Raw genomic sequence first — 18,713 nt, forward strand, 5'->3', positions numbered from 1 at the left:
AAATAATTTTCTACTTAACCAAATATGCAATGATAATTTTCTTTTTTACGGATAATAACCCATGTTCTTCCTATATCTATTATCTTCCTATTCTAAGATAATAAAGGAATATATATGATTTTGGGGGAAGAATTACATGAAACATACTATTTTATCCATTTTTACTGCATTATTCTTACTGAGTTCACACTCACCTGTGTATGCTTCTGATTTAGCTGGTAATACGGTTATACAATTAGAGGATTCCATGCTTCAAAAAAAGTTAGAGGATTATGTTAACTTTTGTGACCACCAATATGACGAGGAAACCACTATCGATCGAATATCCAGCTGTGTAGAGAAAAATAATGGTGTCATAACGCTTGGAAATTGGTATTCGGGGACTATCACAACTTTCAAAGGGATGGAGAAACTGGCTGGTTTGCCTATTAAACAATTAATCATTCAAAACAGCCATGAAAGCGGCGACCCAACAGATCTTACTCCGCTTTCAAAAATAAAAAGTTTAGAGAGTTTGTATTTATCTGGTACTTACGCAAATGATTTCTCTCCTCTAGGTGAACTTTCGAATTTAAGTGAATTAGTGATTAACTCTGCTCATAATCAACCGTTGCTTACGATTTCTTCAATAAAAAACCTACAAAAACTTGACCTCTCCGGAAAACAAGTTACTTCGCTTGCTGGAATTGAAAGTATGCAACAGCTTACGGATTTGGCGATAACTGGTTTATCGATTCCTGATTTTAGTGAATTGACAAAGGCTCCGCAGTTGACGAAATTATTTATTGATTTTAATGGTAGCTCTCGTTTTTTACAGTCCCTGCCTAATCTAGAGTCATTAACACTCTTTAATAATAATAAATCTAAAGTCTTTCAGGGAGATGACTTGAAAAAGGCAACAAAGCTTAAGTATCTTCGATTGGATGGCATTGAGGTAAATTATGACTTCCTTAACGTTATGCCAACATTAGAGGAATTAAAGATATCAGATTCATTAAAGGACGCTAGTACCTTGTTCGATGCGATTAATAACCCATTGGTCCATCTTAGAAATATAGATTTAAGTTATAATCAACTTTCTGCTATGGAAGGTGCCAAGAAAATGTCTTATCTGTTTCCGTCCATTGAAAATATAATAATGTACAGAAATGAGATTACCGATTTATCACAGCTTGTTCAAACAGATATTCCTTATCAACATCTAAAGGAATTGGAGATAAACTACAATAACATTTTTAATATCAACTTACTAGGAGAGCATGCTGAATTATTCCCTTCATTGGAGACGATTAATGCTAATTCGAACTATATTCATTCTATTAGTGAAATGACTAAGCTTCCAGCATTACAATCATTGTTAACTGATTTCAATTTTATTGATCGCTCTGATGTACAAAATCCAGCAAATTTTGTGGGATCTCCACAATATCAATTAGGTACACCAAAAACATTAGAATTGTTTATTGGGTCTGTGTATAGTGGGTTTATTTTAGAAAAGTTTTCGATTCCAAATGGGGGTTGGAAAGAGAAAATTAAGTCAAAAGATTTGAATATAACTTTTTCAGACCCTGAGGTTGCTGAAATAACGGAAAAAGGCAATATTTTAGCCAAAAAAGCAGGGACAACAACCGTTACTGCCTCTATTATAGGTTCAACAGACCCTTATTTTTCACATTCCTTCCTGTTAACAGTCAAGGATGAATATTATAAACCGTATGATCCTATGGTTTATGGTGATGTGACGCTTCAAACGAACAAGCTGACCTTAGCTGCCTACGAGGAGGAAGGCAAAGTGGTTGTAGCAGGAAATGGCAAAGTGATTGCAATCGTTGAATCATCCGGAAATTTGACATTAGACCTTCCAAGCCTTGAGGGATTAACGGAATTACAGGTTTGGGCAGAATCAAAACTAGGGATTAAAAGCAATATTATTACCGTACCAGTTTATAAAACCGAGAAGCCCGAGATGCCAAGTATAGATTCTATTACCGATCAAAATGAATATATTACAGGAAAAGCAGAGCCTAATACGACTATTTATGTTTCTGCTGCAATACAAGACAAATTGTTTCAGGACCAATCCCAGAAGGTGAACGCTGACGGGACTTTTAAGTTTTATACAGGAAAGCTGCCAAGTGGTTATTCTCTTGTTTTTTATACGAAAAATGAGGAAGGACGAGAGAGCTATTATATCAGTTCGACTGTCCGTGATCTTACACCGCCTGAGGTACCAACATTTGATATTATTACAAGTGATTCAAAACAAATTAGTGGCAAAACAGAAGCCAATGCAAAAGTAACTATCTACAAAAATTCTAATTATATTGGGTACACTTTCGCAGATAAGAATGGCGTTTTCGAGTACTGGATTTCGGCTCCAATCCCAGGAGATATCTTTACTGCTTTTGCTGAGGATAAATATAAAAATAAAAGCGAAGAAGGAAGAATTGTTGTCACTTATAAATTGGAGAAGCCCCAGCCACCAAAGATAGATTTTCTTTCCGATCAAAATGAATATATTACAGGAAAAGCAGAACCTAATACGACTATTTATGTTTCTGCTGAAAGCCAAGATGAATTGTTTCGGGACCAATCCCAGAAGGTGAAACCTGACGGGACTTTTAAGTTCTATAGCGGAAAGTTGCCAGATGGTTATTCTCTAGTTTTTTACGCAAAAAATGAGGAGGGACGAGAGAGCGATTATATTCGTTCGACTGTCCGTGATATTACGCCGCCTGCGGTACCGGCATTTGATCCAGTTACAAGTGATTCAAAGCAAATTAGTGGTAAAACGGAAGCCAATGCAAAAGTAACAATCTACAAAAATTCAAAGTATATTGGGGATACTTTCGCAGATCAGAATGGCGTTTTCAAGTACTCTATTTCGGCTCCAATCCCAGGAGATATCTTTACGGCTATTGCTGAGGATAAACATGCAAATAAAAGCAAGGAAGGAAAAGTTGTTGCTACTCTGCCTATTAAGGAAGAAATTAAACCACAAAAGCCTGTCTTTTGGAAAGGTTTGGAGCTGAAAAAAGGTCAAATTGGTCTAGTTACCATTACGAAAAGAATCAATCTTTGGAAACGAGAAGGCGATAAGCTAGTCTTCGAACGTGTGTTAAACCCTGGAGAAGTATATCGAGTCTACCGGTATGACAGCAAATATGGAGGGCAATATGGCGTAGGCGGAAGCCTCTACATCACCAACATTAAGGGTTATGTGAAATACGAAACACCATCAAAGGCAGTGCTAGCACAAGTAAAATAGAGGTCTGGCTCTGCTCATCTATATTATACAATTTCAACGGTCTTTGATTTAAATTTATATATGGGAAATAAGTTACTAAAATATAAAGCCTGTATCTATGATTACTATGTAATCTAGATACAGGCTTTTTGAAAAAAATTCCTTCTTTTTCAACTTAAGCACCTGTTAATTGAATAACAATCACCTTGTCCTTTCACGTTAGTTTTATAATGTATTTTTATATATTTGAAATTAAAAACGTCCAATTGTGACAAATAGAGCTAAGGCGATAATGATAATATTTGTACCAATCGCTTTATATTCCCCACGCTTCCCATGGAAGCCAGCTGCAAACACCATAATTAATAGCAGACCAATAGCTGCAAGGGGTGTTAAAATTGGAACTATGCCTAAAGCGAATGGAAGAATTAATCCAATTCCCCCAAGAACTTCTACAACCCCAATAAATGCAATAAAGCCCTTCGAGTAATCACTTACCCATGGGAGTGACTTTTTTGCCTTTTCATATTGTAACTTAGTTGCTCCTGCACCAATAAACATTAGTGCTAACAAACCTTGAATAATCCATAGTGCAATGTTCATATAGTACCCTCCTTGTTTCAATTTAAATCCTAAGGTTATAATAATTGATAAGAGAAATATTTAGAAGTAGTCACTTTAATGTGTCATAGTATACAAAAAGATACCTAAGATACAAGGGGGAAGATTTATGACTAATAGTTGTAATGGTGGAATTGAAACTGCTCTTGATATTCTTGTCGGAAAGTGGAAGCCAGTAATTCTTTATCATCTTATCGAAAATGGTACATTGCGTTTTAGTGAACTACAACGTTCAATTCCTGGTATAACGAAAAAAATGCTTACAACCCAATTAAGGGAATTAGAATATCACGATATTATCAATCGTAAAATCTATGCACAAATACCCCCAAAGGTTGAATACTCCATTACTGAATACGGAAAAGGGTTAATGCCAGTTTTAATGCCAATGCATGAATGGGGATTAAATCATTTACAACATTTGGATGAGCTTTACAGGGAAAAGCCTGAATCTCAATGAACATAAAAAAGAGCTGTATTCAGCTCTTTTTTATTTATCCTTCTTCAACTATACGGCTCCGTTAGTTAGTTTAATCGCCCTTCACAATGTATAGTTGTTTTAACATAAATACCCAATAAAAATCACCTCTCAGTATAATTTGAGAGGTGATTTTAACAATCTTTACTATAAATAAAACTTTTACAAACTAAACTTTGAATTCTATAAAATTAGGATAAAAAAAGGAATTGCCACAGCAACTCCTTACATTATTTGAATACATTTAAAGCAATTAACTAAATTAGAATAACTAGGAGAGGTGTATACTTATTATTTCTTCAGTGTTCTACCTGTTACACTAAGATGTTATTATTGACTATAAAGTTAACCCGCCATCTACAAGAACAATTGAACCGGTCATATAACTTGCTTTTTCTGATGCTAAGAAAGCTACCATTTCAGCGAGTTCATTTGGCTCAGCATATCGCCCAAGTCTCATATTTGAAATTTCTTCAGGAATGTAACCACCTTGTGCAAACTGATCGGCAACACCTGCTGTTAGAGCTGTTTGAACTCCACCTGGACAAAGAGCATTAATACGAATTCCTTTTTTTGCATATTCTAACGCAGCACCCTTTGTTAAACCTATAACAGCATGTTTGCTCGCAGAATATACAGCTACACTATGTTCAGGGCGAATTCCAGCTGTAGAAGCAGTGTTAATAATAGATCCACTTCCTTGTTCTTCCATAACTTTCAACACATGTTTCATTCCAAGGAAGACACCCTTTACATTGATATTCATAATACGATCAAATTCAGATTCTTCTACTGTCGTGAAAGGTGCAAATTTTTGGATTACACCTGCATTGTTGAAAAATACATCTATACGTCCATATACTTCAACTGCTTTATTTACATAGTTTTGAACATCTTCGCTTTTCGATACATCAGCCTGAACGAAGATTCCCTCTCCGCCTTGCTCCTTAATTAGGTTTAATGTTTCTTCCCCTGTTTCTTTATTGTAATCTACTAAGACAACAGTTGCGCCGTCTTGAGCAAGTTTCAAACTACTTGCTCTTCCGATTCCACTTCCAGCACCGGTAATTACTGCAATTTTGTTTGTTAATTCCATGTTTAACTCCCCTTTTTTTTATAATATCTTACGTCCTTTATTTTATTGCGAGTAAAGGATTATATATTGTAGTATTTTACGGATAATGGTACTTTTTTAATGTGAATAAAATGTATTTGGAATAAAAAAGTGAGAGGAGAATATAAGGTAGATGATTAGAGAAGATTTACAATATATTTGTCAGCTCATTTATGACATTCATCAAATCCCTGTTTATTATGTCAATCAATTTGGCGAGTTTGAATATGAGCTTTCAAAAAATGAACTGCGGAAAAATCCATACTATGAGCCGTTCAAAGAGCAGATTAGGGTATATAATTACGACGAGGATCCACATGATTTTCCTATCTTTTTCTCGAATTCAAATTTGAACTGTTTCTTTATCAATCTTAAAGAAACTGGTCTTTTTTTAGGATCTATTATTGTAGGACCTACGCTGGAGTCAGAAATATCGAAAGAAGACATTTCCAAAGTCATGGATGTTTTTAAAGGAAACGTGAATAAAGGGAAGCTCATAGAATACTATCAATCCGTCCCTGTTATAGATAAGCAACAACTATTATCGATTAGCCTTTTGGTTTATTATTTAGCTTACCGTAAAATGTTAGATGAAAAGATAGTCTTGCAAAACAATAAGAAGTTGAACCTCGTAATAATTGAATCTGAAGAACTGGAACTCGAGCTTTCCAAAGGAAGAAGGAATTTCATTTTCCACTCCAATCTTTCATATGAACGGGTTTTGCTTGATTACGTTAAAAACGGTCGTATGGATAAAATAAAAGATACCTTTGATTACTCCATTGTTGGTGAGGCAGAATTAGGATTATTGTCGAAACGAAATCGCTTAAGAAGTGAAAAAAATTTAATGATAACCGGAATTGCACTTGTTTGCAGAGCTGCGATTGAAGGTGGCTTAAATGAGGAAATAGCCTTTACCTTAAGTGATTTTTACATTCAACAACTTGAGGAATTAAGAAGCCTAAAGACGATATTGAACTTAACGGAAGAAGCAATAATGGATTATACCAAACGAGTGCATCAATTAAATGTAGAGAAATATTCTGCAACAATTATTACATGTCAGGAATATATTTATAAACATCTGTATGGTGACATCACGCTTGATCAACTTTCGGAAATATGTAGTTTAAGTCCTAATTATTTATCATCTCTATTCAAAAAAGAAGTTGGTATACCAATAAGTGAATATATACAACGGCAACGAATAGAGGAAGCGAAAAGTTTATTACATTTAACGAAATATTCAATTTCAGAAATTAGCACTTGGCTAAACTTTAACGATCAAAGTTATTTTATAAAAGTTTTTAAAAAATACACTGGTTTAACCCCAAGGCAGTATAGAAATAATAATCATACTTCGGGTATTTCTTCAACATGATTTCTGTTATTTTTGCAGCAAGAATTTGCACAATTTTTTCTAAGTCTGACTTGAATAGACCAACTAACCGCTGTCATTCTTCTTTGCTCTCAATAAATCTAAATTTGAATAGTATCGATAGAACGTTCAGTAAGTCTGGTCATTTTGTAAACTTCCCCCGTTGTTAATGTCAAAAAAAAATAGGCTTAGCCTTCTGAGTACAATAAGAAAACCGAAATCTCTTTTAAATAAACAAGAGATTTCGGTTCACTATTGACGAATTATTTATTTAAAATTGAATTCTCTTTACGTAGGATTAATCGGCTTTATTCATGTCGGAAATTGCTTTAAGAACTTAGAAATAAAGTGGATGTAAATGATATATACTATGAATGAGGAAATGGGAAAAAGCGATTCCAATTAATACAAAAGCGTGCTATTTTTAGAGAAAATACTTGCTATTACTTCAGCATTTTTTATTTCCGATTGTGAGCAACAACATTACCATTAAATATCGACTAAAGATGAGCATGTTCTTTTTCTTGTTCTTGGTTGTCTATGATAAGTATTGACCGGCACTTTGGAATTTATCCTTTCCATAGATTAGGTCAGTTATCTTCCTAACAATTAATGGCACAAATTAATGAGAAAAAGAGAGATAACAAAGGATTAATCGGTAGGCGAAACTCATATACAAATGAAGCTTCTTGATAAAAAGGAAAAGTCGAAAACCCATCATAAAGGTTATCGATTTTTTCTTTTTTTGATATTCGTTTTAGAATAAATGATCGTTTTTTTATCATAATAATTAAAATCCCTTTTCATTAAATTAATTCTTTTAAAAAGCTTAAATTGCATTGGTCTGTATTAAACGAGTATTTATTGCGAAAGATAAGGACGAATCTTAGCAATTAGCGAAAGGAGTGTTTTTATGGAAAATATACGAGAAGGATTAATCCCCACAGTACTTGGAACAGCCGTAACAACTACGGGCATGGTATTGCGTAATAGTAGAAACATTTCACCGTTAATAACGAGTTCGATTATTGGCTTTGGTGTAGCCCATATCGTATTAGGAACAATCGATTTATTCGAACATCGTCGCTAATGATTCGTAAAGGAAGGTATGCGCCCTTCCCTTACATCTTGCTCCGTATAAAAAATAAGGAGGTGTTAATCCATGAGAGTTATATCTCGGATTGCTTTAGTCTTAGTTATAATTGGTGCGATCAACTGGGGTCTAATTGGGTTTTTCAAGTATGATTTAGTCTCCTCTATATTTGGTGGAGAGACTACAGGATTATCCAGAATAATTTTTGGTCTTGTTGGACTAAGTGGACTACTATGCTTACCACTTCTGTTTGACCCTGTTGGAGACGTAGATGTAGTTTCAGACAGAGATCATAGAAGCTACAGAAATCCTAATTTCGGAACTGAACTTGGTGAGGAACCAGACTTTACAGATGTTAAGGATTCTTCTAAAAAGGATTATGAAAAGGATTAGTCTCCATGGAAAACTGATGACCCTAAATAAAGGGTTGTCAGTTTTTTTATACTTTTTGTAAAAAGGAAAGGAAATATTGTTACACATCACGAAGAATACATAGTGGCTTTGTGGAAGGAGAATACATATGTTTTTTATAAATGTGGAAGGTGCGGTATTTAGAGACGATAAGTGGCTTTTAATAAGAAGAAGTACAAAGGAAGCACATGCAGGCGGAGAATTGGCCTTAGTAGGTGGAACAGTAGACCATGAAGGTGATTCGCGAGATATTTTGGAGAGAACACTACGACGTGAGTTGTTTGAAGAAGTTGGGGTTGAAGTGAAGGAACTTATTCAATATGTACGGAATACTTCTTTTGTATTGGCGAATGGCAAAGAAGTTGTGGACATTGTATTTCTTTGTGAATGGGATAAAGGCGAACCGTACCCAAAAAGTCCGGATGAAGTTGAGTCTATTCACTGGATGACTGCCGATGAAATTGTAAAAAACGAGGAAATACAATATTATTTGCGCGACAGTATTGTAGCAGCCGAGGCTTTGAAGAGTAGAGGAGAGTTTTAATGGTAATCAAATTTAATAAATTTCTCAGAGAAGAATTGACCATTCAAGAAATACAAGCAGGTATGGAAGACGGAATAATAACTTCAAAAGAGCTAATCATGTATTACTTACATAGAATCGCAAAATATGATCAGGACTGTTTAAAGATTAACTCTGTTTTGGAGATCAATCCTGATGCCGTTTTCATTGCAGAATCATTAGATCAAGAAAGAAATGTAAAGGGATCTAGAGGGCCTTTACATGGAATACCAGTTTTACTAAAAGATAATATTGAAACAAATGACTCCATGCATACAAGTGCAGGAACCATAGCTTTAGAAAATCATATTAGCGAGCGTGATGCTTTTCTTGTTGAACAACTTCGTAATGCAGGAGCTGTCATCCTAGGAAAAACAAATATGACAGAATTAGCAAATGCGATGTCTTCGGAAATGTGGGCTGGCTATAGTGCAAGAGGCGGACAAGTAAAAAATCCTTATGGCGATGGAAATCTTTTTGTTGGTGGTTCTAGTTCGGGCTCTGCTGTGGCAGTAGCTGCTAATTTCACTGTATTATCGGTTGGTACAGAAACAGACGCTTCTATACTTAGCCCAGCTATTCAAAACTCGGTAGTTGGTATTAAACCTACTGTTGGCTTAATAAGCCGAACAGGTATTATTCCTTTTACATATTCTCAAGATACAGCTGGACCATTTGCTAGAAACGTTACCGATGCTGCTATTTTACTAGGAGCACTAACTGGTGTCGATACTCTTGATCCTGCGACGCTTAAAAGTGATGGACAATCACTACAAGATTACACGATATATTTAAATACGAATGGATTAAAAGGTGCAAGAATTGGTGTGTTCAATCTCGCTTCTAATGAATCGGATGAATATGATGCAGAATTATTTAATTCTGCTATTCAAACTCTTGGTGAGGAAGGAGCAATGGTCATTCAAGATATAGAAATTCCTTCTTTCCATAGGGAATGGAGTTGGGGAGTGCCAATATATGAGCTGAAACATAGTTTAGATAATTACCTTTCTAAATTACCTCCGCAACAACCTGTTCATTCATTTAGGGAATTAATTGAGTTCAATAAAAGTTTAGGAGAAAAAGCATTAAAGTACGGCCAAGATAATCTAGAGAAAAGAAAACACTTACCTAATACATTAAGAAATCCAGAATATTTGAATGCAAGATTGGAAGATTTGTACTTTTCTCAAGAACAAGGAATTGATTATGCTATTAATAAATATAATCTAGATGCTATTCTTTTTCCTTCCTATATAGGATCCACCATATGTGCAAAAGCAGGATATCCTTCTATAGCAATACCTGCAGGATATATGAAAAGTGGAAAACCATTTGGAATAACCTTTGCAGGTTCTGTTTTTAGTGAGGGAATTTTAATTAAGTTTGCTTATGCTTTTGAGCAGGCTACAAAGCATCGTAAAAATCCATGCTTAATAGGAAAAAATGATGGGGGTTTTATGGAATGAATATTAAGTCACTAGAAAAAAACAAACATAGTTGGGAAGCAGCAGCAGAACGTTTTTATGGAAGAAATCCACTTCCTGAGTATGGACCAATGGCTCCACTTGAAGATGATCTTAATCTATTTGGGGATATTACGAATTTAAAAGTGTTAGACATCGGGTGTGGTAGTGGGCATTCATTACAATATATGAATCAGCGAAATGCAGCTGAACTATGGGGCTTAGATCTATCTGAAAAACAAATTAATTCTGCAAACCTATTACTAGAGGGTTGTGGTTCACCTGTTCAACTATTCCAATCACCAATGGAAGTTAATCCAGGGCTGCCACATAACTATTTTGACATTGTATATTCTATTTATGCTCTAGGTTGGACAACTGATTTAGACAAGACGTTATCCAATATTAATAAATACTTGAAACAGGGTGGCCTTTTTATTTTTAGTTGGGAGCATCCATTGCATAGTCGAGTAAGCAATGAAGATGGAGTTCTAACTTTTAATAAATCGTATCATGAGGAAGGACCATACGACCATGAGGGATGGGGGAATCCCGCAATTATGCAACAGTTTAGAATCAGTACTTATATTAATACATTAATTAATCATGGTTTTCAGATTGAAAAAGTGGTGGAGGATGTTTGGTGCTCTGAAGAAGACATTAAAAGGCATGAAAATAGATGGTACTCATACGAAAAAGCAAAATCTATACCAACTTCGTTAATTATTAAATGTAGGAAGCTTTAGGAGGATAGCTAGAAGAATACAATAAAGTTTTAAAATGAAGACTAATAAGGAGATTTGAAATGAGAAAAATTATACTCATTCAACACTGTCAATCAGAGCACCATATTAATAATATGACGGGTGGTTGGACAGATACTCCACTTACAGATTTAGGTAGAAGGCAAGCAGAATTAGTTGGGCTAAAATTGAAAAGAAATATAAATTCTGAAGAGTATGCTCTATACACTTCAGATTTAATGCGAGCAAAGCAAACTGCAGAAATAGTTGGAAAGCATCTAAATATTAAAATTCTTGAAGATATGGAACTTCGAGAAATAAACACTGGAATAGCAACAGGGAAAACAAAGGATTGGGCTAGAGAAAACAGAAATCCTCGTAATTTTGATGGTTTTGATCTTGATTATCAAGAATTCCAAGATGGTGAGACATGGCGACAATTTTATAGTCGTGTATGCGATTGTATGGAAAGAATATTTAATTCTGAGAGTAAGAATCTAATTATTGTGACCCATGGTGGGACATTAGGATACATAATAGCCTGGTGGATGAATTTCCAAACCGAAATGTTAGCGGAAGCATATTTTTCAGCATCAGTAGGTAGTATATCAGTACTACATGAAAACAGTTTTAAACAACATACCTTGAGTGTACTAAATGACACATCGCATCTATCAGAGTTAACTTAATGCTAAAGACGCATATGTCCCAAGAACAGAAACTATAAATTATGCGAGGGGGTAGGAAAATGAATGTATTGATTAAAACTTTACCTGAATATGAAGTAGCGTTTGTTAGACGTATCGGAAGTTATTTTGAACCGCAAGATCATTGGGGGAAACTGATTCAATGGTCAGCGAAAAACGGGCTATTTCCACCCATTCAACATTTTATAGGTATATCTTTAGATAATCAAAGTTTAGTAGAAGCGGATAAATGTCGACATGATGCTTGTGTAACTATACCAAAAGATTTTGAAAAAGAAGAACATCCTAATATGCAATTCAAAAAAGTAGATGGCGGGCTCTATGCTCTTTATTCATTTTATGATTCACCTGAAAAGTTAGCTCTAGTTTATCAATACATGTTTGAATACTGGTTGCCTAATGAAAATTATGAAGCAGATTTCAATAGAAATAACTTAGAATTTAATATGAATAATCCTGCAGATGATCCAGAAGGAAAGTGCAAGGTTGATTTATATGTACCGATTAAAGCCAAGTGAAGTTTAGTAATTAAGGAGAATCTCATGACAAATAAAATAATGAATGACAATCTGGAAGAATATGATGATCCAGTTGCCTATGATATCGAAAATAATGCTTATGTGGGGGAATTCCCATTTTTAATGGAGTGGGCTTCAAAAAAAAGAGGTACCATCATTGATTTAGCTTGTGGTACTGGGAGAATAACGATTCCTTTAGCACAAAAAGGCTTTAGCTTAATTGGGGTTGATCTACATGCAGGAATGCTTGAACAAGCAAAGAAAAAAGCAGAAGAACATCAAATACAGATCGAATGGTTGGAGCAAGACTGCACTCAACTAAATTTAAATTGTAAAAGCCCATTAATCTATATGGTAGGGAACTCCTTCCAACATTTTCATACGAATGAATCACAAAATATGCTTTTATCTTCTATCCATACACATTTAGAGGAAGATGGAGTCTTTATCTTTGGAACGAGATTTCCAAGTGCGGAAGAGTTGCTGCAACCGAGTACCGAAGAATATTGGAAATCGTATAAAGATACAACTTGTAATAAAGAGGTAGACGTTTATACGATTAGTAACTATGATGCATTGAGTCAAATTCAACACTATATTACTATTAGAAAGTTTAAAAATGCAGATGGTATTATAGTGGATGAAAAAAGAACGAGTATAAGCTTGCGATACACATACCCGAAGGAAATGGAAAGAATATTATCCGATAATGGTTTTGATATTTTACATGTGAATAAGGATTGGAAAGGTACACCTATTAATAATGAGAGTTATGAAATGATTTATGTTTGTAGAAAGAGGGAGTATGAAAAAGAAAAATAAAGTATATTTGATTTTAATCATTGCAGGTATTGCATTTTTTTCATTCAAGTATTGGAATGATTATCGTGAACGAGCTTTAGATGATTTAATCCGATTGAAAAAAAGTGATTTTATAGGGTTTTCATTTACTAATAGTGTCGTTCCTATTCCAGACGAGCAAGCTGATGGGTGGAGAACCGAGGATTTAGAGCCAGTAGATGAACTTCTAAATTTTTTAAGTCAGTATCGTGTGAAGAGGCAAAGGGAGAATTTCTTTGATCCCAACTACGAAGGAAAGAGATTCTCATTCACAATCCATCATGGTAAATCCAATCCTACTATGGTTACAGTGGAAGAAGATTATGTTCATATTTATTCTGGGGATTATTATAAAGTAGTTAACGGCCCAATTGATACGGATTGGTTAAATGCATACTATGAAAAATATAAGAAAATGTATAATGAATAGCAGGTTAAAAGGAGCTCTTTTAACGGAAAGCTCCTTCATTTTATATAAAGTTCTCACTTCTATTAATGACGTAATTAATCGTTAAAAAAGGCAAAGAGAATATTCGCATCTGATGTTTTGCACGAAGCTCTCCTTCTTTTATTTCCTCTATTAAGAATTGCTCTTGTAATGGTAATTTGAATACGTATTGGCGAAATGCTAAGTAGATTCCTGGATCGGAATCACTGCTTCCTTTACTTGTTAAGAGAAGTTTTTCATGTTTTTGATGCAATTCTAGTATCCCTATCATCGATGACCAAGGTAGTGGCAGGGCAATATTCATAAAAGTTTTATTGTTATTTTGATGGAAAGAGTAGAGAGCAACGAAAACTACTTCTTTATCTATTTTTCGAATCCATGCTCTCGTTTTTGTGCGACCGTCTTCAATAGCGACTATATCGCCAGTCATTTCCATTTGTTTGTTAGAATACGGAAGATTGAGCTGTTGTACTTTTCTACTAATAAGTTTATAGACAGCGGCAAATGGCTTAAACCAAGTGTGCCAGTGTACTTCTGAAAATAATCTGTAACCTTTTGTATTTTCGTAAAAATCGATAATCGTAGAAGGGGTTGATTGGCGATCAACGTACATATCCATATTATCCACAAGACCGTCGTAACTAGCAGTTCCTAAGTTATTCGATAATATCTTTTCACCGTTAATAGATTTTCCTCTAATGTTGCTAATCGGAAACTGCCAACCTTTATCTTTGGAGGGAGGTATGCTTATAGACCATCCGACAACACCACATAAAGCGAACAAAATACAGTTGAAAAATCCATGAAAGCGGAGCATAAAGTCAATGCCGATACTAGAAACCCCTGTTGCATACAACAAGGAGAAAACAATCGTAACCCCTAAAGATCCAAATGATGTAAGCACGAAAGCTTTTTGGAGAGTACTAGTAAATGTTGCTTTTATTGCTAATACAATAAATCCGTAAATCCCAATAATATAGAGAAGTACAGATACTAACTCCAGCCAAGGAGAGAAGGCAATACCGAGTGCAACGACAATCGGTGCAATTAGAATGATTGTGCAAATAATTTTGTACGCAGTTGTTTTATGTAAACGTCCAAGAAAACCAATGAAAATTGGTAGTAAAAAAGCAGAATAATGAAAGTGGATTCCCGTTAACCATGTAAGTATAGGGGAAAAGCCAGTATCAATCTCTGCAATAGAAGCAAAAAACCAAATACCGCCTATGAATAAATACATCATCCCTGCATCAATTGAAAATTCCTCTAAATGTGCAAAGCCTCGACGTATAAAACGCCCGAAACCGTAAACAGCAACTACGAAAGTGAATAGTAGGTAGACAGCAGCAAGCAATACATCCCACTTAGTATTGGCAGTCGTTTGTAAGATGGCGACAGCTATAAAAGCTGGAATGGCGAAATAAAAATACAGTCGATTTTCTCTTATTAAGATTGATCTTAAAATGAGTGGTACAAATAAAAGCTGTGCCACTGTTAACATTAAAAAATACCACGGATGGACACTAAAAATCAGTACTACTAGAAATAATATAATATGTATTAAGGCAATTCTCTTAAAAGTCATTTGCTTCGAACTCCCCCTTATATTCAAATAAAGTGCCGATTAAAGGGTTTGTAATAACGACATGTATAGAAAATGCATCTCTTTCTTCTATATAATACTCGGTTACGTGAACAATCCCTTGAAATATTTTTGGTAATGGAATTTCAATCTTTCCTATAACAAAACGCTGTTTTCTCGATTCAATTTGCATATGCCCTTCTGCTGAAACAAAGAAAACGAGTTCAGAGTAAAATAAACTCGGCTCTCCTAAATAGTCTTTTACGATGTTTTTGTGCTGATCCAGGCTCATAAGTGCATTAAAATATCTTGTTTTCTGTTTAAAATAAAAAGTTCTTTCCCAACGGACCTGGCACTCGCCGTTTGGTTCTATATGAGTTGTATTAACAATCGTAAAAGGAATATTCTCTCCATGTTCCGGAAATAAAAACTTCCAGCGCGTTCCTATTAAAAATAATGGATATAACCATTTCGGACCTCTACTTATCTTTTTCATAACTCCCTTTGCTTTAAAAGGTTTCTTATCAGGCAATGCATATCGTTTTTGAAGCATAGGCTGGAGCTGATGAAACTGATTCCCTAATATTTGTTTATATATAGACATGAAAGTACTCCTTATCTCGCTCGTTTGCAGCTTTTTGCAGATGGAATATCCTTACTCATGAAAAATCCAATAATCGAAATGATGAATAAAGTTACGTTAAAAGTTACAGGGTTGAATGGATGACTTAGAGCAGCTGGTTCCACGAAAATAGCCGATAAGGTTAACAAAGGAAAAAGGAGCATCTGCAAACCTAGCAACCTTCTTTTATTTTTATAAAATAGCCAAATTAATCCGAAAAGTACTTCTGCCATTCCTATTCCAATAACGGCTAGAGAGGCTTGGCTCGTTGTTAAAGAGAGTAAACTTTTTGTCATCGAGATTTCCTCGGGATGCATCGTAATTAATTTAGGAACTAACCCTTGATAAATCCAAACAAATGAGAACAAGAAAGTAATCATCCAATGAGTAAAGAATCGTCCGTATTGCGAGGATGGGGAATCTCCTTTTTCTAGCCATCTCTTTAATACATCGAAGCTTAGTGCAGTTGCCCATCCGATAAGCGGTCGGAAAACAAGATGGTCAAAGAACTTACCTATAGCACCAAAATTAGTTTCATAATCGTATTGTGTAAGAAATGTAATCGAATTTTGTTCAGGCTTATACTTCCAGTAACCTTTCCCCTCACGAATAATGGAAATCGCTTGGTCCGTCCCAAAGTGTAAGGATGATGTTCTTGAATCGTCTTTTGCATGAAATGTTCCAACACTTTTTCCCCATCCAGCAATGTTTAAACCAAATCCAATATTCGTTTTATATTCAAAATGTTGCGGTTGATTTTCTTCTTTTGGTAAATAGGTGATAGAAGAAAAGCGTAGATCCCATTGCTCATGCAGATCCGGTTTCTGAGTTGCGTCCCATAACTTATCTATTTCGGAATCGATGGTTATTTCTACATATATTGGTTTTCTCTTCATTATTTTCACCCCAAATTAAGCTTATCATAATATGAAGGGGTTTTCGCTAGTGATGAAGAATAGATTCATAGGAAGAGGGGAGTATTTAAAATGTGGATTAGGAATTTAGCACTAAAAGCTATCGTTAAATTATTTAAAATTGGAATAAGAAATTCGGCAAAAGCAGTAGTAGTAAAAGACGGAAAAATATTAACTATAAAAATAAATGAAAATGGTGGAACATATTATATTCTACCTGGCGGAGGTCAAAAACATGGTGAAAATCTACACCAAGCATTACTAAGGGAGTGCAAAGAAGAGCTAGGAGCGGAAGTGGAAATTGGAGAATTGATATTTGTAAGAGAATATATTGGAAAAAACCATGAACTAGCTGCATATCATTCTCACGCTCATCAAACGGAATTTATGTTTTTATGTAACATTAATCAACATATATTTACTAGTGGAAATAATCCTGATAAGGGCCAAGTAGGGACGGAATGGTTACCAATTACTGAGTTGTTAGATTATAAACTATTTCCTCAAGCTTTAAGAACACATTTAATTTCTTATTTTGAAAGTGGAAAAGCTACAACTTACGTAGGTGATATAAATTAATTATTATCTGACCTGTTATTTCATTTGGAAGGAGTGATTTTTGATGAAGCGATTTATTTATTATTTTGGTTGGGCCATATTTATTGGTTTTATCTGTTATTTAGGTAGCATGTATTATATGAGTTTAAAATCCTATGCAGAAGAAACGTTTGATTATAAAAGAATATTTATTTTCAATCTTGTGTTTCCTATAATAATAGGAATGTTTTTTAAGCTACCTACATTGGTCAAGGACATTCAGCAACAGAAAAAATGGACATTCGATTGGGTAAAATTATTAGCTATCGGTATCCCATCTCTATATATCGCGACTTCTCCAATTTGGACTTATACCTCGTTCGGAGAACATTTTTTGTTTGCAGATTATTTTAGAATCACAATTAGTAGTCCATTCACGACTGCAGCAGGAATAGTACTTGGTTACTGCTTGTTAGATATTTTGAAGAAGTAAAACTATTAATAATCACCGTGGTAATTTGGAAAGGAGAACAGATGAAAAAGAAGAGAACAGTTAAACAACAACTAGTTATTGGATGCATTTCACTAGGAGTGCTCGTTGTATTGGGAAGTCTGCAAGTAGTTTTTTCGCCTTACACTTTCGTTAGAGGAGTAATGATAATTTCAGTTATAGCTTGCTCAGCAGGAATAGGCGCATATATAAGAGAAATTTTTATATTAAAGAAAAGCAAGCAATTGAACGAATGATCCACGAATGGTTTGAAGATCTATTTTAGTTGTTTTCTGTTGGTAGGGTTTTTATTTGCTGAGATGTTTAATATAACGATGTCCCAGAAACAGAGATGCTAAATTTATCAAAGTTACATAGTTATTGATTAGGGGTGAAAAATTGATTTACGTTGTTAGACATGGACAAACTGATTTGAATAAAGAAAGAAGAATGCAAGGGAGATTAGGTTTGCCGTTAAATGCGAAAGGCATAAAACAAGCGGAACTATTAAGAGACGCTCTTCAAAACATAAAATTCGATTTAGTTTTTTCTTCTCCACAAGAAAGAGCAATTCAAACAGCAGAGATAGCAACGGAGAAAGAAGCAATAATTGACACAAGACTAGATGTTTTTGATTTAGGGGAAGCTGACGGTATAAAAAAAGCAGATGTAAAAATGAATGGAGTAGTTCCAGATTCTAGTATTTATAAAGGTGTCGAGGAAATTCAAAGCTACATAAAAAGGGTATTTTCTTTCATGCAGGAACTGGAAGTTAATTACGGCAAAAGAGAATTAAATATTTTAATATCCGGTCATAGATGTACAACTGGATGTATTGGCGCTTATTTTGAAGGAATACCGAAAGATAAGAATATTTTAAGATTGTCTTCTAATAATGGGGAATATAAAGTGTATAATTTCGGTTAAAATGAGGTTAGGAAG

Annotated in this window: 21 protein-coding genes; 16 read left to right on the plus strand and 5 right to left on the minus strand. The window is 34.6% G+C overall.

The window, feature by feature from the left end:
• The first annotated feature begins 136 nt into the window (after positions 1-136).
• On the plus strand, positions 137-3,268 hold the full coding sequence (locus tag ACFVR1_RS16115; protein ID WP_387585465.1) for an Ig-like domain-containing protein: 3,132 nt from the start codon (positions 137-139) through the stop codon (positions 3,266-3,268).
• A 231-nt stretch (positions 3,269-3,499) separates the two neighbouring features.
• On the opposite strand, the gene ACFVR1_RS16120 is transcribed toward ACFVR1_RS16115, so the two are convergent.
• Positions 3,500-3,850, minus strand: a complete 351-nt coding sequence (locus ACFVR1_RS16120) for a DoxX family protein (protein ID WP_387585467.1) — start codon at positions 3,848-3,850, stop codon at positions 3,500-3,502.
• A gap of 127 nt (positions 3,851-3,977) precedes the next feature.
• Here ACFVR1_RS16120 and ACFVR1_RS16125 point away from each other — a divergent pair, with 127 nt between their 5' ends.
• Positions 3,978-4,328, plus strand: coding sequence for a winged helix-turn-helix transcriptional regulator (locus ACFVR1_RS16125; protein WP_387585469.1), 351 nt, complete (start codon positions 3,978-3,980; stop codon positions 4,326-4,328).
• Positions 4,329-4,683: 355 nt separating this feature from the next.
• Here ACFVR1_RS16125 and ACFVR1_RS16130 read toward each other — a convergent pair whose 3' ends face one another.
• Positions 4,684-5,442, minus strand: coding sequence for an SDR family NAD(P)-dependent oxidoreductase (locus ACFVR1_RS16130; protein ID WP_387585471.1), 759 nt, complete (start codon positions 5,440-5,442; stop codon positions 4,684-4,686).
• A 151-nt stretch (positions 5,443-5,593) separates the two neighbouring features.
• On the opposite strand from ACFVR1_RS16130, the gene ACFVR1_RS16135 reads away from it, so the two are divergent.
• The 10 genes from ACFVR1_RS16135 to ACFVR1_RS16180 all read left to right on the plus strand — a co-directional run bounded on the left by ACFVR1_RS16135 (position 5,594) and on the right by ACFVR1_RS16180 (position 13,608).
• Complete coding sequence (locus ACFVR1_RS16135) at positions 5,594-6,841, plus strand: helix-turn-helix domain-containing protein (protein WP_387585473.1); 1,248 nt, start codon at positions 5,594-5,596, stop codon at positions 6,839-6,841.
• A gap of 910 nt (positions 6,842-7,751) precedes the next feature.
• Positions 7,752-7,928: an asparagine synthase gene (locus ACFVR1_RS16140; RefSeq protein WP_387585475.1), complete on the plus strand. Its 177-nt coding sequence runs from the start codon at positions 7,752-7,754 to the stop codon at positions 7,926-7,928.
• 72 nt (positions 7,929-8,000) lie between these two features.
• Positions 8,001-8,324 (plus strand): DUF378 domain-containing protein, encoded by a 324-nt coding sequence (locus ACFVR1_RS16145; RefSeq protein ID WP_387585476.1) that lies wholly within the window; start codon positions 8,001-8,003, stop codon positions 8,322-8,324.
• A gap of 127 nt (positions 8,325-8,451) precedes the next feature.
• Positions 8,452-8,886 (plus strand): NUDIX hydrolase, encoded by a 435-nt coding sequence (locus tag ACFVR1_RS16150; RefSeq protein WP_387585478.1) that lies wholly within the window; start codon positions 8,452-8,454, stop codon positions 8,884-8,886.
• Positions 8,886-10,373, plus strand: coding sequence for an amidase family protein (locus tag ACFVR1_RS16155; protein WP_387585479.1), 1,488 nt, complete (start codon positions 8,886-8,888; stop codon positions 10,371-10,373). Before ACFVR1_RS16150 ends, ACFVR1_RS16155 begins: the two co-directional genes overlap by 1 nt.
• Positions 10,370-11,116 carry a class I SAM-dependent methyltransferase gene (locus ACFVR1_RS16160; RefSeq protein WP_387585481.1) on the plus strand — a complete coding sequence of 249 codons (747 nt, stop codon included), beginning with the start codon at positions 10,370-10,372 and terminating at the stop codon, positions 11,114-11,116. Before ACFVR1_RS16155 ends, ACFVR1_RS16160 begins: the two co-directional genes overlap by 4 nt.
• 59 nt (positions 11,117-11,175) lie before the next feature.
• A complete protein-coding gene (locus ACFVR1_RS16165; protein ID WP_387585482.1) occupies positions 11,176-11,802 on the plus strand; it encodes a histidine phosphatase family protein in 627 nt (208 codons plus the stop codon).
• Positions 11,803-11,861: 59 nt separating this feature from the next.
• Positions 11,862-12,338, plus strand: coding sequence for an AraC family transcriptional regulator (locus ACFVR1_RS16170; RefSeq protein WP_387585483.1), 477 nt, complete (start codon positions 11,862-11,864; stop codon positions 12,336-12,338).
• Positions 12,339-12,362: 24 nt separating this feature from the next.
• Positions 12,363-13,160, plus strand: coding sequence for a class I SAM-dependent DNA methyltransferase (locus tag ACFVR1_RS16175; RefSeq protein WP_387585484.1), 798 nt, complete (start codon positions 12,363-12,365; stop codon positions 13,158-13,160).
• Positions 13,144-13,608 (plus strand): hypothetical protein, encoded by a 465-nt coding sequence (locus ACFVR1_RS16180; RefSeq protein ID WP_387585486.1) that lies wholly within the window; start codon positions 13,144-13,146, stop codon positions 13,606-13,608. Before ACFVR1_RS16175 ends, ACFVR1_RS16180 begins: the two co-directional genes overlap by 17 nt.
• A gap of 40 nt (positions 13,609-13,648) precedes the next feature.
• Here the strand turns inward: ACFVR1_RS16180 and ACFVR1_RS16185 are convergent, their stop codons facing one another.
• The 3 genes from ACFVR1_RS16185 to ACFVR1_RS16195 are packed head-to-tail and all read right to left on the minus strand — an operon-like array spanning position 13,649 to position 16,726.
• A complete protein-coding gene (locus ACFVR1_RS16185) occupies positions 13,649-15,211 on the minus strand; it encodes a YndJ family protein (protein ID WP_387585488.1) in 1,563 nt (520 codons plus the stop codon).
• Positions 15,201-15,812 (minus strand): DUF4166 domain-containing protein, encoded by a 612-nt coding sequence (locus ACFVR1_RS16190; protein WP_387585489.1) that lies wholly within the window; start codon positions 15,810-15,812, stop codon positions 15,201-15,203. The genes ACFVR1_RS16185 and ACFVR1_RS16190 overlap by 11 nt, the downstream gene beginning before the upstream one ends.
• A gap of 11 nt (positions 15,813-15,823) precedes the next feature.
• On the minus strand, positions 15,824-16,726 hold the full coding sequence (locus tag ACFVR1_RS16195; RefSeq protein WP_387585491.1) for a DoxX-like family protein: 903 nt from the start codon (positions 16,724-16,726) through the stop codon (positions 15,824-15,826).
• A gap of 90 nt (positions 16,727-16,816) precedes the next feature.
• On the opposite strand from ACFVR1_RS16195, the gene ACFVR1_RS16200 reads away from it, so the two are divergent.
• The 4 genes from ACFVR1_RS16200 to ACFVR1_RS16215 all read left to right on the plus strand — a co-directional run bounded on the left by ACFVR1_RS16200 (position 16,817) and on the right by ACFVR1_RS16215 (position 18,698).
• A complete protein-coding gene (locus ACFVR1_RS16200) occupies positions 16,817-17,323 on the plus strand; it encodes an NUDIX domain-containing protein (protein ID WP_387585492.1) in 507 nt (168 codons plus the stop codon).
• A gap of 43 nt (positions 17,324-17,366) precedes the next feature.
• Complete coding sequence (locus tag ACFVR1_RS16205; protein ID WP_387585493.1) at positions 17,367-17,774, plus strand: hypothetical protein; 408 nt, start codon at positions 17,367-17,369, stop codon at positions 17,772-17,774.
• A gap of 41 nt (positions 17,775-17,815) precedes the next feature.
• Complete coding sequence (locus ACFVR1_RS16210; protein ID WP_387585494.1) at positions 17,816-18,028, plus strand: hypothetical protein; 213 nt, start codon at positions 17,816-17,818, stop codon at positions 18,026-18,028.
• Positions 18,029-18,170: 142 nt separating this feature from the next.
• On the plus strand, positions 18,171-18,698 hold the full coding sequence (locus ACFVR1_RS16215) for a histidine phosphatase family protein (RefSeq protein WP_387585496.1): 528 nt from the start codon (positions 18,171-18,173) through the stop codon (positions 18,696-18,698).
• Positions 18,699-18,713 lie beyond the last annotated feature (15 nt).

It is taken from the genome of Psychrobacillus sp. NPDC058041 (assembly GCF_042885655.1).
Classification (GTDB): domain Bacteria; phylum Bacillota; class Bacilli; order Bacillales_A; family Planococcaceae; genus Psychrobacillus.